This is a genomic window from Providencia sp. 2024EL-00732 (assembly GCF_044006275.1).
Classification (GTDB): domain Bacteria; phylum Pseudomonadota; class Gammaproteobacteria; order Enterobacterales; family Enterobacteriaceae; genus Providencia; species Providencia huashanensis.
Genome location: NZ_JBIPDG010000001.1, coordinates 148,023 through 166,344 on the forward strand (window position 1 = coordinate 148,023; position 18,322 = coordinate 166,344).

General features: G+C 41.0%; 16 protein-coding genes and 3 tRNA genes. 7 read left to right on the forward strand and 12 right to left on the reverse strand.

The window, feature by feature from the left end; genetic code table 11:
• Window positions 1–73: 73 nt before the first annotated feature.
• The 3 genes from ACHB7C_RS00595 to ttrS all read right to left on the reverse strand — a co-directional run bounded on the left by ACHB7C_RS00595 (window position 74) and on the right by ttrS (window position 3,564).
• Window positions 74–1,018 carry a Kdo(2)-lipid IV(A) acyltransferase gene (locus ACHB7C_RS00595; RefSeq protein WP_042847977.1) on the reverse strand — a complete coding sequence of 315 codons (945 nt, stop codon included), beginning with the start codon at window positions 1,016–1,018 and terminating at the stop codon, window positions 74–76.
• A gap of 65 nt (window positions 1,019–1,083) precedes the next feature.
• Complete coding sequence (gene ttrR / locus ACHB7C_RS00600; protein ID WP_048606760.1) at window positions 1,084–1,680, reverse strand: tetrathionate respiration response regulator TtrR; 597 nt, start codon at window positions 1,678–1,680, stop codon at window positions 1,084–1,086.
• A 126-nt stretch (window positions 1,681–1,806) separates the two neighbouring features.
• Window positions 1,807–3,564, reverse strand: coding sequence for a tetrathionate respiration histidine kinase TtrS (gene ttrS / locus ACHB7C_RS00605; RefSeq protein ID WP_071547921.1), 1,758 nt, complete (start codon window positions 3,562–3,564; stop codon window positions 1,807–1,809).
• A gap of 254 nt (window positions 3,565–3,818) precedes the next feature.
• Here ttrS and ttrB point away from each other — a divergent pair, with 254 nt between their 5' ends.
• From ttrB to ttrA, 3 genes are read left to right on the forward strand one after another with little or no spacing between them, the layout of a single operon-like run.
• Window positions 3,819–4,556, forward strand: coding sequence for a tetrathionate reductase subunit TtrB (gene ttrB, locus ACHB7C_RS00610; protein WP_042847974.1), 738 nt, complete (start codon window positions 3,819–3,821; stop codon window positions 4,554–4,556).
• Complete coding sequence (ttrC, locus tag ACHB7C_RS00615) at window positions 4,538–5,584, forward strand: tetrathionate reductase subunit TtrC (protein WP_131680688.1); 1,047 nt, start codon at window positions 4,538–4,540, stop codon at window positions 5,582–5,584. Before ttrB ends, ttrC begins: the two co-directional genes overlap by 19 nt.
• Window positions 5,577–8,651, forward strand: coding sequence for a tetrathionate reductase subunit TtrA (gene ttrA / locus ACHB7C_RS00620; RefSeq protein WP_071547922.1), 3,075 nt, complete (start codon window positions 5,577–5,579; stop codon window positions 8,649–8,651). Before ttrC ends, ttrA begins: the two co-directional genes overlap by 8 nt.
• Window positions 8,652–8,806: 155 nt before the next feature.
• Here the strand turns inward: ttrA and ACHB7C_RS00625 are convergent, their stop codons facing one another.
• Together ACHB7C_RS00625 and ACHB7C_RS00630 are read right to left on the reverse strand one after the other, a co-directional pair.
• The gene (locus tag ACHB7C_RS00625; RefSeq protein WP_042848073.1) at window positions 8,807–9,781 is read right to left on the reverse strand and encodes a nickel/cobalt transporter; all 975 of its coding nucleotides are present in this window, start codon (window positions 9,779–9,781) and stop codon (window positions 8,807–8,809) included.
• 35 nt (window positions 9,782–9,816) lie between these two features.
• Window positions 9,817–10,452, reverse strand: a complete 636-nt coding sequence (locus tag ACHB7C_RS00630; protein ID WP_395346135.1) for a DUF1007 family protein — start codon at window positions 10,450–10,452, stop codon at window positions 9,817–9,819.
• A 228-nt stretch (window positions 10,453–10,680) separates the two neighbouring features.
• On the opposite strand from ACHB7C_RS00630, the gene ACHB7C_RS00635 reads away from it, so the two are divergent.
• Complete coding sequence (locus ACHB7C_RS00635) at window positions 10,681–11,724, forward strand: rhodanese-related sulfurtransferase (RefSeq protein ID WP_042847962.1); 1,044 nt, start codon at window positions 10,681–10,683, stop codon at window positions 11,722–11,724.
• 35 nt (window positions 11,725–11,759) lie between these two features.
• Here the strand turns inward: ACHB7C_RS00635 and ACHB7C_RS00640 are convergent, their stop codons facing one another.
• The 7 genes from ACHB7C_RS00640 to ACHB7C_RS00670 all read right to left on the reverse strand — a co-directional run bounded on the left by ACHB7C_RS00640 (window position 11,760) and on the right by ACHB7C_RS00670 (window position 16,084).
• Window positions 11,760–12,353, reverse strand: coding sequence for a LuxR C-terminal-related transcriptional regulator (locus tag ACHB7C_RS00640; protein ID WP_042847961.1), 594 nt, complete (start codon window positions 12,351–12,353; stop codon window positions 11,760–11,762).
• A gap of 215 nt (window positions 12,354–12,568) precedes the next feature.
• Window positions 12,569–12,823 (reverse strand): biofilm formation regulator BssS, encoded by a 255-nt coding sequence (bssS, locus tag ACHB7C_RS00645; RefSeq protein ID WP_042847959.1) that lies wholly within the window; start codon window positions 12,821–12,823, stop codon window positions 12,569–12,571.
• Between the two features lie 217 nt (window positions 12,824–13,040).
• Window positions 13,041–14,090, reverse strand: a complete 1,050-nt coding sequence (pyrC, locus tag ACHB7C_RS00650; protein ID WP_129466686.1) for a dihydroorotase — start codon at window positions 14,088–14,090, stop codon at window positions 13,041–13,043.
• Window positions 14,091–14,281: 191 nt separating this feature from the next.
• Window positions 14,282–14,357 (reverse strand) — tRNA-Asn (locus ACHB7C_RS00655).
• A gap of 600 nt (window positions 14,358–14,957) precedes the next feature.
• Window positions 14,958–15,033, reverse strand: a tRNA-Asn gene (locus ACHB7C_RS00660).
• Window positions 15,034–15,369: 336 nt separating this feature from the next.
• Window positions 15,370–15,445, reverse strand: a tRNA-Asn gene (locus ACHB7C_RS00665).
• 135 nt (window positions 15,446–15,580) lie between these two features.
• Entirely contained in the window at window positions 15,581–16,084 is a 504-nt protein-coding gene (locus ACHB7C_RS00670; RefSeq protein WP_042847955.1) for a YlaC family protein, read from the reverse strand.
• Window positions 16,085–16,564: 480 nt separating this feature from the next.
• Between ACHB7C_RS00670 and cspE the strand changes: the two genes are divergently transcribed.
• The 3 genes from cspE (at window position 16,565) to ACHB7C_RS00685 (ending at window position 18,197) form a co-directional block, all read left to right on the forward strand.
• Entirely contained in the window at window positions 16,565–16,777 is a 213-nt protein-coding gene (gene cspE / locus ACHB7C_RS00675) for a transcription antiterminator/RNA stability regulator CspE (RefSeq protein WP_008911725.1), read from the forward strand.
• A gap of 104 nt (window positions 16,778–16,881) precedes the next feature.
• Window positions 16,882–17,073 (forward strand): protein DsrB, encoded by a 192-nt coding sequence (gene dsrB, locus ACHB7C_RS00680; RefSeq protein ID WP_166686753.1) that lies wholly within the window; start codon window positions 16,882–16,884, stop codon window positions 17,071–17,073.
• Window positions 17,074–17,498: 425 nt separating this feature from the next.
• Entirely contained in the window at window positions 17,499–18,197 is a 699-nt protein-coding gene (locus tag ACHB7C_RS00685) for an MgtC family protein (RefSeq protein WP_042847948.1), read from the forward strand.
• The last annotated feature ends 125 nt before the right edge of the window (window positions 18,198–18,322 follow it).

Here is an 18,322-nt window from a genome sequence, read left to right on the forward strand (position 1 = left end):
AAAGTGTCACCTAGCTGTAGGTCAAATTATTCAGGAGAAAGAATGAATTAAGGTAATGAACTACAGCTAAAAGTTAATGGTGTATTTTATCTAAATCCCCATACAAAGAAGATTCTCCTTCGGGACGCGTCTTGAAACGGCGGTGTAGCCACATATATTGCTCAGGCGCTCTAAGGATTTCTTTTTCAATGATTTGATTCATTTTTGTTGCCGTCGCAAGGTTATCTTCAATAGGGAAGTTATCTATAGCTGGCTGGATGATTAATTCGTAGCCTTTTGCATTCGGTAAACGCTTTGGCGTAAAAGGCACCACTAAAGGTGATGCAAGACGCAAAATAATTTGTGAACCATTGGTGGTCGCGGCATTTTTTACGGCAAATAATGGTGCAAAAGTACTGTTACGTGGGCCATAATCGTGATCAGGGGCATACCAGAGAATTTCCCCATTTTTTAAGTCACGCACCATTCCTTTCATATCTTTGCGGTCAAGCATGTATTTGTTAGAACGCAAGCGGCCACGAGTTTGCAGCCAATCGAGTAAATCATTGTCATTAGCCCGATACACACCGATCCCTGGGTTTAGCATTCCAAAAGCCCGGGCACCAATCTCAAGAGTTAGGAAGTGCACACCAAGGGCGATAATCCCTCGGCCTGTTTCTCGTGCTGCGGCTGCATTTTCAGCCCCAATAACTTTAACCCAACGCTGGACTCGCCAATCAGGCCAAAACCATGCCATACCGGTTTCAAAAAGCCCCATACCAACTGATTCAAAATTTTTGTCGATACAGAGCTGCCTTTCTTTTAAGCTCATATCTGGAAAGCATAGCTCAAGATTGCGATCAGCAACTTGAACCCGTTTCTTTAAAAAGCGCATCGACAGTAGACCTAAACGAGTTCCCAGCCAATAAATAACGGGATAAGGCAATAAAACAAGCAGATATAAGATGCCAATACCCACCCATGTTAACCAGTAACGAGGGTGAAGAAAACGTTTTTGAAATTTTGGGGCTAATATCATGAGTATCCGAATATTTTAGTTAGTCATGGTTAATGAATAAAAAGACTAGGTTAAATTATATCAAATTATTCGTTTAAAGCGTTAACCGCCTGCATGGTACTCATTAACTCAGCTAAGTTACGTACCGCCATTTTTTCCATTACTCGCGAACGATGAACCTCAACGGTTCGTACAGAAACGCAGGCTGCCTCGGCAATTTCACGGTTAATCAAACCTTGCAAAACGTAGTGGCAAATGTCTTTCTCGCGGGGAGTGAGCGTCTCATAACGTTGTTTTAATAAATAACGTTCAGTTGCCTTTGTTGTTTGCGCCCGCGCTTGGTCAAGGGTTTTCGCCAGTAGTTGGCTATCTATCGGTTTTTGCAGGAAATCGACAGCCCCTAATTTAACTTGTTCCACTGCCATTGGAATATCGCCATGACCCGACAGAAATATGACCGCTAGCGTGCTTTGTTGCTCCCTAAGATACCGATGAACTTGCCGACCATCCAGTTTAGGCATACGCATATCCAACAAAACCACTCCTTCTTGATGAAGGGCTGCATTCTGAATAAATGTTTCGCTGTCATTCCACACGGTGACACTATAGCCAAGGGTTTCTAGTAAAAATTGGCAAGCATCGGTCACATCGGTGTCATCATCCACTAGATGAATAACTGGCATCAATTTATACCTCGTAGTTTAGAGGGGGACAAAATAAAGTATTAGCTGATGAGCGTTGATTGTCTTAATAAAGCTATTGTCACATAGACTTAAAGTTAATGTTATCAATTGTGTGGCAAAACATGCTTAATTTATTGAATTATTATAGTAGTTGAAAATTAAGGTCACTCGTAGGCCATTTAACCCTTCATCAGTGATATTATTTTCAATGCGAATATCGCCGCCTTGGCTTTGGATCAAACGCTGGCAGATCACCAACCCTAGCCCCAAACCTTCTTTTTTAGTGGTATGAAATGGGATGATCCCTTGTTCTAGTTGTTCGGTCGGCATTCCTCCTGCGTTATCTTGTAAAACCAGAAGAAAGCGGTCTTGTGCAAAGTGAAAACCAAAGCTCAGGGTTGTGGCTCCGGCTTGTAAACTGTTGCTCACTAAATTAGAAAGGAGTTGTTCAAGCAGTGTATCGGGCAAAGTCAGGGTGACATCAGGTGTCTCTGGTAATAGTAATTTTGCATCTGGATAGTGCTGATCTACACGTAAAAGTTGCCAGATATGATTAATGGCTTGCCTCACTGATTGCTGGTTTAATGTTACCGCTGGGTCTTGACCCGGTTTCCCTGCCCAAAGACGTAAGTTGCGAATAATGTCTGCACCACGTTGCGCTTGGTCATCGATTTTAGTTAACGCACTAATGAGTGGGTGGTTATTTGACTCCTTGCTAAGGCGTAAGATACACCCTTGCGCATAATGACGAATGGCAGATAAAGGTTGGTTCAGTTCATGGGCAAAGCCCGATGCCATTTCGCCTAAAATATTTAATCGCTGAGCTTTTTGTAAATTGGCTTCTTGTTCTCGTAAGCGGTTGTGCGCCACTTCGAGTTGCCGGCTTCGGCGCCTAACTAAGAAGGCAATCCAAATGTGATTTACGCCTAGTAAAACAAAGAACAACGCAACAAGGCTAATAGTAATTTGGTTTTGAATGGTCCAACTGACGATATCTTGCCATATTTGCCGCTGTTGTGGATGTTGATTCACATCGCGGAGCAAAGTTTCGACTTGAGTGACGGAGGCAGGAGCCCCCCAACGCATAGTGGTATTATCCGTTGAAAGTAACGTTTTAGTGACTTTATCGACCAAATTGTCTGGAACATCGCTTAATGCGGCGAAAGACCAGTTTGGGTATAGCTCGGTACTAGTTAAACAAGATAATGAACTTGGATGCTGAATTAACGGACGAAACTGGGTTTTATCTATTAGCCCTTCACTGTGCATATTTTCTAATAAACAGACAGGGACAATGGCAGCAGACAATGAGTCATCCCGTAGTGCATATAATAGGGCATCCGCAGGGAACCCTAAAAACTGCATTTGAAAGTCTTTAGCCGCGTCATACCCCATATCTCTTAATACCTTATAGCCTAATAAGTAACCACCAAAGGCATCAGGTGAAATGGCACCGACTTTTTTACCAATCAAATGCTTTACGTCAGAAATATCACTTTCTTTTCGTACCAGTATCAAACTGCCAATCACATTACGGGTGGTGCTATTTGGTTCGACATCAGAACGTAATGATAATAGCCAGCGCAAGTGATAGCGATTATCTAATTGAATAAACTGCGCGGGGTTGGTCAGTAAAAAATCAATTTTGCGGTTAGAAATAGCTTCTTTCATTTCATCAAGGTTTAACGGCAATAAAGTAAACCGTTCCCCCTGAATAGAATCATTGAGTGTGTCAATTAATGGTTGCCAATGGGATTGTGTGGTACTGGGCCCACGCAAAGCCAGTACCCCGATAGTCCATTGTGCAGAAATGGCCGGTAAGGACCACATAAGCAGCGTAATTAATAGTATGTGATACAACGGTATAGATGTTTTTTTTAACATATTTGGCTTATTCGTTGCGTTAGATCAATTTAGCTACGGGTATGTGGTAAACCACAATAGGGCGGTGGTGCCTCTCTTCTTACAATGGCATTACAAGTTTTATCAAGATAATACAGTAGTTTTAAAGAGAAATAACAATTTCAGTGGTTATCTTAACGAGACTGTATTCATTGTCAATAACACATGCAATACAAATAACATATTGATTAATAACTTTTATTTTCGCATTAGCAATGTCAGTACTGGAGCCTATTATGGATCTGAGTAAACGAAAATTTCTACAACAAATTGGGGCTGTGACTGCGGGAGCATCATTAATTCCCATTGCAGAAGCTGGCCTAAATTTTTCTCCTACGCGTAGAGAAGGCAATCCAGAAAAACGATATGGAATGTTGATTGATTTACGTCGTTGTATTGGTTGCCAATCTTGCACAGTCAGCTGCTCTGTTGAAAACCAAACCCCTCAAGGGCAATTTAGAACCACAGTTAACCAATATCAAGTTGCGGTTAAGGGCGAAGAAGGGTTTACCAATGTACTTCTACCTCGCTTATGTAACCACTGCGATAATCCTCCTTGCGTACCCGTATGCCCTGTTCAAGCAACTTTCCAACGGGAAGACGGCATAGTAGTCGTTGATAATGAACGTTGCGTAGGGTGTGCTTACTGTGTACAAGCCTGCCCATATGATGCGCGTTTTATCAACCATTCAACCCAAACTGCAGATAAATGTACGTTTTGCGCTCATCGTTTAGAAGTTGGTTTATTACCTGCTTGTGTTGAATCTTGTGTAGGTGGGGCTCGCATTATCGGTGATTTAAAAGACCCTAACAGTACTATTCGTAAAATGCTGACTGAGCATGAAGCAGAAATTAAAGTACTCAAGCCAGAAAGTGGCACCTTACCGCAAGTATTCTATCTCGGTTTAGATGATGCGTTTGTTCAGCCGCTGCAAGGTAAAGGGCAGCCCGCGTTATGGCAGGAGGTATTCTGATGAATGGCCAAGTGACTTATATTTCTGAAATGATGGCTCAGCCACAAGAATTTTTTTGGCTTCCTTGGGCGGTACAATACTTTTTCTTTATTGGAATCGCCTCTTGCGCGGTGCTGTATGCCTGTTATTTACATTGGCAAAACAAAAGTGAAAACAGCCGCTTAGAAATGATTTCCGTATTTATTGCTATCACAATGGGGATCACTGCACCGCTTGCACTAACGGCAGATTTACACCAAACCGCAAGAGTGTGGCATTTTTATGCACACCCAACGTTATGGTCTTGGATGTGGTGGGGCTCTGTATTATTACCCTTATTTACCACATTTATCGGCTTATACTTTGTTGCTTTAATCGTCAAAATGATTTGGAAAAAACACTTTAAAGCGACGCGCTGGGTGGCATTGCTTGCCGCATTATCGGCAATTGGCCTGCTACTTTATACCGGTCGTGAGGCATCTGTATTAACGGCTCGCCCAATCTGGAACAGCTGGTGGATGCCAGTACTTATGTTCTTGAGTGCATTACAGGTTCTGCCTGCATTGATTGGACTCGGTGCTCGTCGTGAGCCCCAATATCAAAACCGTTTAGCACGCTTCCAAGTGATTACGTTGTTACTATTTGCTGTCTGTTTTGCGCTATGGCTTTCAGGGGATACCACATCGGGTATTGCTGTACGCCAACAAATAGACATGGCGAGCCCAGGTTGGTGGATGCTAATGGGGGTATGTGCACTGTGGTTAGTGGCTTTCGGAATGTCTGCGAGTAATGTAAAAGCCGTTCGCTCTGTCCCTTACATTACCGTTTTAGCATTAGTATCGATGGCTTTTGCTTGGACATTACGTTGGATTTTCCTAATGGAAGTTCAAGCTGTACCAAAATATAACATTATCGCTAACCCATATCATTTCCCACTGGGAACCGATGGACTATTGGCTATCGTAGGAACATTTGGTTTATGGATTGCGTTAACAATTATTGTTCGTGAAGGTGTTCGCTGGTTTGCGGGGAGAGTGCAACATGGCTAAATTCTCAAGACGTCAATGGCTTAAAGGTGGTTTGGTAGTTGGTGGTATCGCATTATTTGGTGCAAGCTACCGAGATGTGGCCAAACGCGCAGTCGATGGGCTAGTTAACGGCACTTCTGGTAAAGTCACTCTTGACCGCATTAATGGCAACTCTTTGCGACCAGAAGGTCAGGCGACTAAAGGCTGGCAAGAAAACCCGGAACAAGTAGTTGCAATGACCCAATGCTTTGGTTGTTGGACACAATGTGGTATTCGTGCCCGTGTCGATACCGCTAAAAATGAAGTATTACGTATCGCAGGTAACCCTTATCACCCATTATCACACGAAGAGCATTTTCCTTATGGAATGCCGCTGAAAACTGCATTTAATAAAATGAGCGGGGAATCAGGGCTAGAACATCGGTCAACCGCTTGTGCGCGTGGGGCAACCTTAATGGAAGGTTTAACTAGCCCACTGCGTATTTTAGAACCAATGAAACGTGTTGGTAAACGTGGAGAGGGCAAGTGGCAACGCATCAGTTTTGAGCAATTAATTAAAGAAGTTGTTGAAGGCGGTGATTTATTTGGTGAAGGCCATGTTGATGGTTTAAGAGCTATTCGTGACCTTGAAACGCCACTTGACCCAGCACAGCCAAAATTGGGCCCCAAAGCGAACCAGCTGCTGGTAACTAACGCAGGGGACGACGGGCGTGATGGGTTTATTCGTCGCTTTGCTCAAAACGCGTTTGGCAGTAAAAATTTCGGTGCCCACGGTTCCTATTGCGGTCTTGCTTATCGCGCCGGTTCGGGTGCTTTAATGGATGACTTAAACAAAAATGCGCACGTAAAACCAGATTGGGATAACGTTCGTTTTGCATTATTCCTTGGAACCTCACCAGCTCAGTCAGGTAACCCATTTAAACGCCAAGGTCGCCAGTTAGCGACAGCACGTCTGCGTGACTCGTTTAACTATGTGGTGGTTTCTCCTGCGCTACCACTGACAACCACATTGGCTAATGACCATGGTCACTGGGTGCCAGTACAACCCGGAACTGATGCAGCGTTAGTCATGGGAATGATCCGCTGGATCATTGAAAATGAGCGTTATAATGCCAAGTACCTTAGCGTGCCTAGTGAGAAATCAATGGAAGCGATGGGGGAGAAAAGTTGGACAAACTCAACGCATTTAGTCATTACTGATGATGCTCACCCATTAGCAGGCAAATTATTAATTTCATCTTATCTTACTGGCGAAGGCGACGATGAAAAAGCTTATGTCGTCCAAGATACGTCTGGTGAATTGAAACTTGCCAGTGAAGTCCCAGCCGCAGAGTTGTTTGTCACTCGCCAAGTGACATTGCATGATGGCAGTGAAGTTACCGTAAAATCGAGCTTCCAATGCTTAAAAGAAGCGGCCAATCGTATGACACTCCAAGAATATAGCGATCGCTGCCATGTTCCAGTGAAAACCATTGAATCATTAGGTAGAGCATTAACGTCATATGATAGAAAAGCTGCCGTTATTTCTCATGGCGGCATGATGGGCGGTAATGGCTTTTACACTGCATGGTCAGTCGTTATGCTTAACGCATTGATTGGTAACTTGAACTTGAAAGGTGGTGTGTCCGTTGGGGGCGGTAAATTCAACGGTGAAATGGATGGTCCACGTTACAAAATTGCCAGCTACAAAGGCAAAGTAAAACCAAAAGGCGTTGTTTTATCGCGTAGTAATGAAGTGTATGAAAAATCAGATGAGTTCAAAGCGCGCCTTGCGGCAGGGGAAAATCCGTATCCTGCAAAAGCACCTTGGTATCCGTTTGCTAAAGGGCAACTCACTGAGCAACTGGCATCAGCATTAATGGGTTATCCTTATGCATTAAAAGCTTGGATCACCAATATGACCAACCCGGTGTATGGAATCGCGGGTATCCGCCAAGTGATGGAAGAAAAACTGAAAGATCCAAAACACCTTCCGTTGATTATCGGTATTGATGCCTTTATGAATGAAACCACTGCGCTGGCAGATTATATCGTACCGGATACCCATAATTTTGAAAGTTGGGGTTTTAGCGCTCCTTGGTCAGGGGTTCAAGTTAAAGCGAGTACAGCGCGTTGGCCGATTGTTGAGTCACGCACCGCCAAAACGGCAGATGGTCAGCCCGTATCGATGGAAAGCTTTTGTATTGCAGTTGCCAAAGAATTGGGGTTACCTGGTTTTGGCGACAACGTGATTGAAGATATGGATGGCAACCTGCATTCACTAAATACAGCGGAAGATTATTATTTACGTGTTGCTGCGAATATGGCGTGGCTAGGTGAAAAACCAGTACCAGAAGCCGCTTCGGAAGATATCCAAATTAGTGGGGTAGAACGTATTTTACCTGCGATCACCAATACGCTAAAACCTGAAGAAGTTCGCCGTGTTGCTTATATCTTTACGCGAGGTGGCCGTTTCGCACCATATGAAAAAGCATGGGATGGCGATGCAACTGGTCCGCAATGGAAAAAAGGCTTACAAATTTGGAACCCAACTGTGGCCGTTAATCGCCACGCGATCACCGGTGAACGTTACAGTGGTTGCCCTACATATTACCCACCGCGTATGGCAAATGGTGACGATGTGAATGTGGTGTTCCCAGAAAAAGAATGGCCATTGAAACTAATGTCATTCAAATCCCATGTGATGAGTAGTTCGACAACAGTAATTGAACGCTTACGTCATGTTAAACCTACGAATCTTGTTGCTATTCACCCTGATGATGCCGCAAAAGTGGGGGTTAAACACGGAGATTGGATTCGTATTACCACACCGGGTGGCCAAGCAGAAGCTCAAGTGAGTGTGCTTGATGGCGTGATGCCGGGAGTACTTGCAATTGAACATGGCTATGGTCATACCGAAATGGGCGCGAAACAGCATTATTTAGATGACCAACCGATGCCAATGAATGCTGCAAATGGTTCAGGGATCAATCTAAACGATTTAGGTTTTGCAGACCCAACAAGGGAAGTCGCCAATACATGGTTAGATTGGGTATCGGGTGCTTCTGTACGTCAAGGTTTACCTGCTCGAATTGAGCTCATTGGTTAAAAGAAGTAGTAAGGGTTGCTAGTGTGTGAGGGGCTGCATAGTCTCATCATTAGCAATCTGTTTTAAGCAGTTGACATTGCGCATAACACAGTGAGATTACCACACTGTAACTTCGGCAAATGCCTGGGAGGGGGAGCCCTCCCTTTTTTATTGGGTTAACGCAGAAGTGGCGAAATAGATTGCTCCAGCCCGACACTTTGTAGCATCAAAGCCCCCATCAGTATAAAGAAAACACCGGCAAAAATTTTTAATGCTATTCCCCAATATGGGGACAGCTGTTTTCCTGTTAACCGCGATAAACGAATAGCTTTATCACGCATAAAATGAACAAAAATAGCAATTAAACAAATGGTTAATGCTGTACCAACCGCCATTGCTAGCGCCGCGATAACTCCCCATGCGTATACTTCAATCACATAAGAAAACAATAATACGAGAATGGCACCAGAGCAAGGGCGTGCCCCCATTGATAGAATAATCAACACTTTACTTTTAAAACTAGATTGAATTTGGTGAGATTGGATGACGTGCTGATGGCCACAGTGACATACGGGGTGTGGTGTCAATGTGTTGGGCTGGATCATTCGCTTGGTTGATTGTGTTAATGGCTTAAGGTTTTTTATCACTAGTGGTGATAATGCCCTAGAAAGGCGTGTTTGCCAGTAACGGCGTAAAGCAGTAATACATAAAAAACAGCCAAGTATTATGACAAATAAATAGCTTAATTGTTCTGCATATAAGCTGACCTGATTCAAATGTTTGGTGGATAGCTGAAATAACACTAACACGACAGAAACTAACGTAATAGCAACGACCCCTTGTAAGAGCGATGCTAATAAACTAATGATAACACTCTGTTTTAAATGAGTTCCTTGGGTCGCTATATAGGTTGTGATAATGAGCTTTCCATGGCCAGGTCCCAGAGCATGTAAAAAACCGTATAAAAAGCTAACGGCAATTAGCAAACTTCCAGCATACAGTGGGTGTGAGCTGGTTTCTTGTAGTAAATCCGATAAACCTTGGTTTAACTGTTTTTGCCAGCCAATACTCAGTTGTAACCATGTTCCCCAATAGCGATACGCTAGCCAAATGGCGAAAGCTAATAAACTAAACGAGACAATGATTAGCAAAGTTTTTGTTGCTTTGTATACAGAGGATGAGGGGGTTAAGGACATCGAATATCAACTCGCTGTGCAAACTGTTTCCCAAGCGCTAAATCTTCTTCTGGGGTATCACTTTTATCTAAAGAAAATGCGTAAGCCCGCATCGAATCAGTGATATTGGCTTCTTGTAAGTCAATATCACAATTGGCTGCTAATTCAATTGGCAGAGTAATTTGTTGTTTATTTTGATACGTCATACTGACATAAAAGCTAGGGTCATAAGTTTGTATTTTGATATGTGAATCTGCAATAGGTAGTGGCTGCATAAATGAAGCTGTAAAGAAAAATACTAATGAAAACCCCTCTCTTTCTAAATGGTAGCTGTCAGGGATACGCTTAAAGTTAACCTTTTTGTCTTGATAATAAAAATCAGTGAAATAATTTTGCATTAAAATATTAGCCATAATAATGGCTTCTTGTTGTTTCCAGCGTGGGTCATCGGGTTTAACCCCTTTCAATTCATAGGCAATATCTGCCGATGTCATCGGGTCCATCTTCCAAACATAGCTTATACCTGAGTATTTGTTTTGTTTGGTTTCAAGGGACATTTGCATCTCAATAAAACTATGAGGATGCGCTGCAACGTGTGGCGCAAAGATAGCCAGTATTAATAGATATAAAGGAAAAAAACGTCTCATAAAGATAATCTAATTAGCCAAATATAAATATGTTATAACATAACGAATAATGGTCGGGCATTAAAAACTTTCTGTTGATGTTTTATTTACAATACCCCTGCAAATAAAGGGTTTTTTATTAACATAATAACAGCGATAATATCCACCAAGATTAAAAAGCCTCAATCAATGAGCTGAAATCTGAATAAATAGAAAATTATCAACGAGTTAAATAGGATTAAGAACACCATGCCAGTGTTACATAACCAAATTTCAAATAAAATATTAAAAGAACGCATGTTGGCGGAAACAGAGCCACGTACCACAATTTCTTTTTATAAATATTTTAATATTCAAGACCCAGTGGCGTTTCGCAATGAATGGTATCAACAGTTTACAGCGCTGAGTGTTTTTGGGCGTGTCTACATTGCGAAAGAAGGGGTGAATGCACAAATCAGTGTGCCTGAATCTAATGTTGATGCTTTGCGCGAACTGATATATTCCACTGATACCGCACTAAATAACCTGCGTTTAAATATTGCGATTGACGATGACGGTAAGTCTTTCTGGGTGTTACGCATGAAAGTACGTGATCGCGTGGTGGCAGATGGCATCGAAGATGAAACCTTTAACCCAGCGAATACAGGGCAATATCTGAAAGCTCACGAAGTGAATGAAATGATTGACGATCCAAACACGGTATTCGTTGATATGCGTAATCATTACGAATATGAAGTGGGTCGTTTTGATAATGCAATTGAAATTCCATCAGATACTTTTAGGGAACAACTGCCGATGGCAGTGGAAATGCTGCAAGAGCAAAAAGATAAAAATGTTGTCATGTATTGCACTGGGGGGATTCGCTGTGAAAAAGCCAGTGCATATATGCTGCATAATGGCTTTAAAAATGTATACCATGTTGAAGGTGGTGTTATTGAGTATGCACGTAAAGCAAAGGAACAAGGTTTACCATTACGTTTTAAAGGGAAAAACTTTGTGTTCGACAACCGTATGGGAGAGCGCATTACGGATGATACCTTAGCCCAATGCCACCAATGTGGTGCACCATGTGATACTCATACTAATTGCAGTAATGATGGCTGCCACTTGTTGTTTATCCAATGCCCTAGCTGTGCAGAAAAATACGAGGGTTGCTGTAGTGTTTCTTGTACTGAGGAAATGAAACTCCCAGAGCAAGAACAACGTGCTCGCCGTGCAGGCCGTGAAGTCAGCAATAAGATTTTTAATAAATCACGTCATCGTTTATCAGATGGCTTATTAAATAAAGAATAACGATAATAAGAAAGCCCTTTAATTAGGGCTCTCTCTTAATATAAATATTTAAATACATTATAGATAAAAAATAATTCAATTCTGTTTTTTACAAATACTTTCGAAGTGATATGTCTTTTCTGTGAATAAACCGTGCTATTACTAATCCCTAGTTTCCTTGAGATAATATGATTAGGCGTTTCATTCATCCAGTTATTAATAATGTTTTGTTCTTTTGCAGTGAAGATGGATGAATCTATATTATTAGCGAGCTTCGTGATATGTTCTATTTGTTCGTGTTCTCGAATCACTTTATCAAGGGTTTGGGTAATAATATTTTTGGATAGAATAAAATAGTTATCCTTTAATAACAATGGGTTGGCTGTTTGTGGGTAAGGGGCATTTATATAAATATAAAACCTAATATTATTTTTTCTATTTAATAGATCTTGTAATACTGGACAGTAATTAGAGTAATGACAATAATAAGTTAAATTAGCCAATACAATACTTGGCGTGAATTCATTTATAAACCTGATAGCTTCCTCAATACAACCTGTACTAATAAATTCTAATTTTTCATTTTTAGATAAATATTCAGTAATGCCAAGTCTAGTGTAATAACATTCATCAATAACTAATATTCGCATCGGGAACATCCTTGTTCGAAAAGAGTCTTACAATAAATGGGAATTGCTAGTGAAGTCAACCGAGGATTAATAAAAATAGTAAATAGTGTTTTTATTTACAATTGTTATTTAGTTAAAAAGGTACAAGTAGTTATATATAAATATATAACTACTTGTTTGGTGAATATTATATAAAATAAAATGGATATTAAATTCTTAAATATCCATTCATTTCCCTAGTGTGTTTTAAGATTAAGTTCGATATATTCGCCTGACTCTATCTTATCTACGCCAGCTTGAAGTATATTAATCAATTGCTTAGCAACATCAGTCGTTAGCCACATAGTTTTATCCACAATGGCATCTCCTGAGTTTTTATCTTGTTCAGGGAGGTAGTGCAAACGCAACATCATCGCATCGTAGGAATCTACTGTGCTGATGTCCCAGCCAACAACTGGGTGAGTTTGAATAACATCATCTTTTCTATTCATGAAACCTCCTAATCAAACAGCGTGATAAATAGTAAATATCTATAACTGACTAAGAGCAATGTTCTCGAAATGAAGCCACTTTTAGTATAAGGAGATTTCGCTAATAAGGAAGCAATTAAAAATTTTTTTTGTATAAATGGCAGGAAATGCACAAAAATGGTGAGTATGACTATAAAAAGTAATATAGGAAGCCCAAATAGCTTCCTATAAGTGCTAATTATTTAGAAAGTGCGATTGTCCACTGAGAGTCCTCACCTGCTAAGAAAGGGATCAGCTTGTCATTACAACAATCAATTGATTCACAAGTAATATTGGGCTCTTTAGTTAATGTAATAAACCCGTCGTTAACAGGTAAATTATAAAACTTAGGGCCATTGAGTGAACAGAATGCTTCGAAGTGTGCTAGAGCACCAAGCTCTTCAAAAACAGTGGCATAAGCGGCTAATGCAGTTGGCGCATTAAACACGCCAGCACACCCACAAGATGATTCTTTACGTGATTGCACATGTGGAGCCGTATCGGTACCTAGGAAAAAACGGTCACAGCCTGATGCTACCGCTGAGCGTAGTGCTTCTTGGTGAACGTTACGTTTTAAAATAGGTAAGCAGAATAAATGTGGCCTGACACCACCGACTAACATGTGATTACGGTTAAACATTAAATGCTGTGGTGTCAATGTGGCTGCGGTATATTCATTTGCTTCTTGGACGTATTGGGCAGCTTCTTTGGTCGTGATATGCTCAAACACAACCTTTAATTGTGGAAACTGCGCGCGCAAAGGTAGCATAACGTGATCTATAAACAGCGCTTCACGGTCAAAAATATCAATATGGCTAGCGGTTACTTCCCCATGAATTAGCAAGGGCATACCTGCTTGTTCCATAGCCGCTAGTACGGGATAAATCTTTTTGATATCTGAGACACCATGGCTGGAATTAGTTGTCGCATTGGCAGGATACAATTTACAAGCCGTAAATACCCCTTCATGGAAGCCTTTAATCAGCTCAACAGGGTCAGTGCTATCAGTGAGGTAACATGTCATCAAGGGGGTAAATTGGTGACCTTCTGGAACGGCTTGAATAATACGTTCACGATAAGCTTTTGCCGCTTCAATTGTCGTCACTGGGGGGACAAGATTAGGCATGACAATGGCACGGCCAAAAAATTCACTCGTATAGGGAACGACCGTTTTTAACATATCATCATCGCGAAAATGAACATGCCAATCATCAGGGCGGCGGATTGTTAGGGTAGTTACAGTTGTCATTAAACCGGCTCCATAAGGGTAGAGAGGGGTGATGAGCGGGTGCTCAAGCCGGGATAGAATGATAAAGGGAAAGTCAAAAAATAGCTATGAGAAATCACAATTAAGGTTAATGTCATAGATAGATGAGGGGGAGATTAATGTACCAAAAGCAAAAAGCCTGCTTAATGATTAAGCAGGCTTTTCTAAATGATTGGCTCCTCCAGCTGGACTTGAACCAGCGACATACGGATTAACAGTCCGCCGTTCTACCGACTGAACTATGGAGGAACTCCTTGGTACGCAGAGGATATTAGCTTTCTCTTACTGGATTGTCAAAGGAGAATATCGAAAAAAAAGTTCGTTTGGCTGTTATCTGTGCGAACTGAGGGAAGTTTGATCGAAAATGATTTGGTGACAGTGAATTGAGGTTCATGCTGATAGGTAAATGAGTTAAAAGGTAAACCTCTATCATCTGTTCGTGGCTAAATTTTAGGTTGTTATTTCAGTGACTAACTTGTGGCTAATCACTGAGTTTGTAAACACGATTTGGTCGTCAAAAGACCTAGAAGCGTTAAAGAGGGATAACTAACACGGGTTGTCGAACGCCATTTAGCAAACCGCGGGTAACAGAAGTATTAAGCCAGCTAATACGCTTTTGGCTTTGAGAGCGCTATTTATTGTCCAAGTTTGGCATCTGCGTTTAGATAGAGACCCTGCACATCAATGGTTACGACAAGCGATAAAACAAATTTTCCTTGAAAAAGAGTGAGTGAAAATATACGGGGGAATTTATAATGGGGGCTTTACGGTATATAACCAGTTTGTGTGTGGTGGGTACTCAGTAGGAATAGATAGCAAAAAGCCCGCACTAGGCGGGCTTCTTAAATTTGGCTCCTCCAGCTGGACTTGAACCAGCGACATACGGATTAACAGTCCGCCGTTCTACCGACTGAACTATGGAGGAATTGCTTTGTTCCTGAGAACGAGGCGCATATTACCCATCCTATACTCAGTTGTAAAGCATAAAAATAAAAAAAATGATTAACTGCGTGTTAAGTAAGCAATTTGATGGTTATCTACCCCAATATGTATCAAAATTCAGGAAGTTAAGATAGTCATAGATAACAGAAAGGAATAAAAAGGCGAACCATTTTTTTGCCGATAGTACTGATAAGCTATAAGTACAACGAAAGTGAAGTTATTCGTTGAACCAATAATTTGCATCAACAATGATATGAAATAAAAAAGAGAGGATAGGTATGGATAACAAAAAGCCCGCACTAGGCGGGCTTCTTAAATTTGGCTCCTCCAGCTGGACTTGAACCAGCGACATACGGATTAACAGTCCGCCGTTCTACCGACTGAACTATGGAGGAATTGCTTGTTCCTGAGAACGAGGCGAATATTAACGAGATCGACTCAGGCTGTCAACGGTAAAAACACAAAAAAAATCTAATTGCTCACTCACTGTTCATTATGGCTAACTTTTACGCTAGCTAATTGATAATGCATTAATTTTGTGTTGCTAATTTACCTTGTAATGGCGTAGAAACTTCAGGGAAAACGACATGATAAATATCATAAAATGAAATTTCCCCTTTCAAGGCAATTAAACGTGATATTTCTTGCTTAATGGCTTGGCTAACCTCTTTCGAATCAAGTATTTTACGCACTGCGTTATCTGAAACTGGCTCAGTGACAAACCACTCACCGTTATAGCAAACACGTAAATCTAATACGCCGATATCTTCAAAGTGATAAACGGGTTTAATATCAAAAAGTAAAACACTGGCTAAAACTAAAAATAAGACAGTAATACCGAGTGTCCAATAAGGGCCAAAATATGGCGCGTACCAAAGAATAATAGCAAGAGGGATATAAGCGGCGACCATACCGATACATAAGTAAGGGTGATTACCAAGGAACTGGCTATTAAAGTAAGGCTTACCATCACGTTTTTCGCGTTTATTGATGGCATCTAAATCTTCAATGAGTATTTGTTTGATAATATCCATGTGATAACTCTCTGTCAGATATCTATACTAGGAGAGTATCACGAGCAGATTCGATTGTTATATATCAGTTAAGAAAAATATTTACTGGGATTGTCATTGTGGTGGGCATTTCTTGATTGTCTTTTTATAAAACGGGGCTCTTTTTATTAAATTTTTTTTGTAAACTATCAACCAAATGCAGTGTTTTTATTAACATTATAGCCTGTAAAAGTGACGAACTCGAAAAAAATGCACAATTTTAGCGTTTGAACATATAAAATAGTTGCTATTATCTTTAAGTCATGAGTTAATGAGTATCGGCCTGTTTAGCAGTCCTATTTGATGTATGATTACTAAGTTAGTGTGTTCTAAAGAAGAAAGTTATCACAGATAGCCTTTGACCGTGACGCTTCATCTTGGTGTTTTCCTGATTAAATAGTTGACTCTGGCCCGTATATGCCAAAAAGGCAAGTTTTTTTGATGTTATATAGGAAAAGTCAAATGTCCGACAAAATGAAAGGTCAAGTTAAGTGGTTCAACGAGTCTAAAGGCTTCGGTTTCATCACTCCTGCTGATGGTAGCAAAGACGTTTTCGTCCACTTCTCTGCCATTCAGGGCGCTGGTTTCAAAACTCTGGCTGAAGGCCAGCAAGTTGAATTCACCATTGAAAACGGTGCAAAAGGCCCAGCAGCTGCTAACGTAACTGCAATCTAAGCTTATTGCTTAACTGATTTTCTAAAGCCCGTCATTTCTAATGACGGGCTTTTTCGTTTTTATTACATTTATGATTAACATCATTTCATTGGAAACTAAGTGTTATGAATATTAATGACCGTGTTTATGTAAAAACCGATGGGCAAGAGCGCCGAGAAGGTAAAATTTTACTCATTGAACCTTTCAATGAAGGCGTCATGTATTTAGTTTCATTGCCGGACTACCCAGAAGGTATTTGGTTTTTTAATGAAAAAGATGGTGATGAAGGGATTTTTGTTGTCCCAATTGAAGGGTAGAGTTTTACTTTATTTAAAATAAATTAACACTTTGTTCTTTACATCATAAATTTCCCCACCTATACTCCACCCATCTTTTACTTAGGAGATTATTACTTGGACAGTCAGAGTTGGAATAAAAACTTAATTTAACGGCAAGCCAGTAATCGTCTTTTCTTTTCGCTGCTTGCCACTAAGGCGGGCGGTGTCTGATATTTTTCTTCACACACACCCTTATATTATAAATAAAGTACTCTCTGCTATTTAGTTTAGTCAGTGTATTACTGCTATGTTGAGTGTGTATCATGTTGGTATATATTTACTCTCTATTCCCTCCAGGCAATAGCCAATAATTTTTAGGGTAATTTATTTACTCAAAATATGGCTATGTGCTTTTTATTAAGCATGTAAGTCTCATTATCCAAGCTGTTTTTGGAGGAGCTACTATGCTTTTTTCTCCTGATATTTTAAATCTGCTTTCTGCAATGTGCTTTGGCGCATTAATCGGTGCTGAACGCCAATGGCGTCAACGAATGGCTGGCCTTAGAACCAATGCTTTAGTGGCTACAGGTGCTGCGGTATTTATTTTAAGTTCGGTGACAACATCACCAGATAGCCCGGGCCGTATCGCGGCGCAAGTTGTCTCAGGAATTGGTTTTCTGGGCGCAGGCGTCATTATGCGTGAAGGTATGAATATTCGTGGCTTAAATACCGCGGCAACTCTTTGGTGCTCAGCAGGGATCGGCGTGTTGTGTGGATTAGGCCAGTACTCACTGGCCTTGATGGCCACATTGTTAATTTTATGTGCCAATATTTTACTAAGGGAAGCGGCTTCGCGGATCAATAAGCAACCACAGCAGCAAGCTCTTGATGTAGAGCAGCGCTATAAAATTCGCGTTATGTGTCATCAAACCGATGAAATCCTAGTAAGAACACTTATCTTGCAAGCCATTAATGGCTTACATATTCGTTTACGGTCTTTGAGTAGCGCGGACACTTTAAAGCCTGAACAACTGGAAGTGTGTGCTGAATTTTTAGCAACACCTGCCGAGCAGAAAGAAATCGAAGCATTGGTATGCCGAATAAGCCTTGAGCAAAGTGTCAGTGCTATCAATTGGAAAGTGGCATCAGAGCTACCCGCCTGATGTTAGAAATTAACTCACTATAGGAGCCGAAATGGACGATCACCCTCCGTCATGGAGTAGAAAATGGAGCTATCTAACGGATAATTAAAGGTTTTTATTTTGGTTAGGTAGCGTAAAAATAGGCA